Source organism: Pseudoalteromonas sp. BSi20429, assembly GCF_000238895.1.
GTDB lineage: Bacteria > Pseudomonadota > Gammaproteobacteria > Enterobacterales > Alteromonadaceae > Pseudoalteromonas > Pseudoalteromonas arctica.
Window position 1 is genome coordinate 1 of record NZ_BADV01000113.1, and the last position, 256, is coordinate 256.

The window sequence follows — 256 nt, forward strand, 5'->3', positions numbered from 1 at the left end:
AATATGCACCATTCTAAGAATGGTGGGTCGTACTGGACTTGAACCAGTGACCCTCGCCTTGTAAGGGCGATGCTCTCCCAACTGAGCTAACGACCCATATTACATGCTACTACCTATATAGATAGTACTGGACTTTAACCAGTGAACTTCGCCATCTTTTATAAAAGGCGGTGATGCTCTCTTTTCTTGTAAATGAGCTAACGACCCATATTACAATTTTAAAACACGACTATTATATAATAATAGGTTTATATGT

The 256-nt window shown here is 39.1% G+C and carries 1 tRNA gene; it reads right to left on the reverse strand.

What is annotated here, in order from left to right:
• Window positions 1-20: 20 nt before the first annotated feature.
• A tRNA-Val gene (locus tag P20429_RS00690) sits at window positions 21-96 on the reverse strand.
• Window positions 97-256 lie beyond the last annotated feature (160 nt).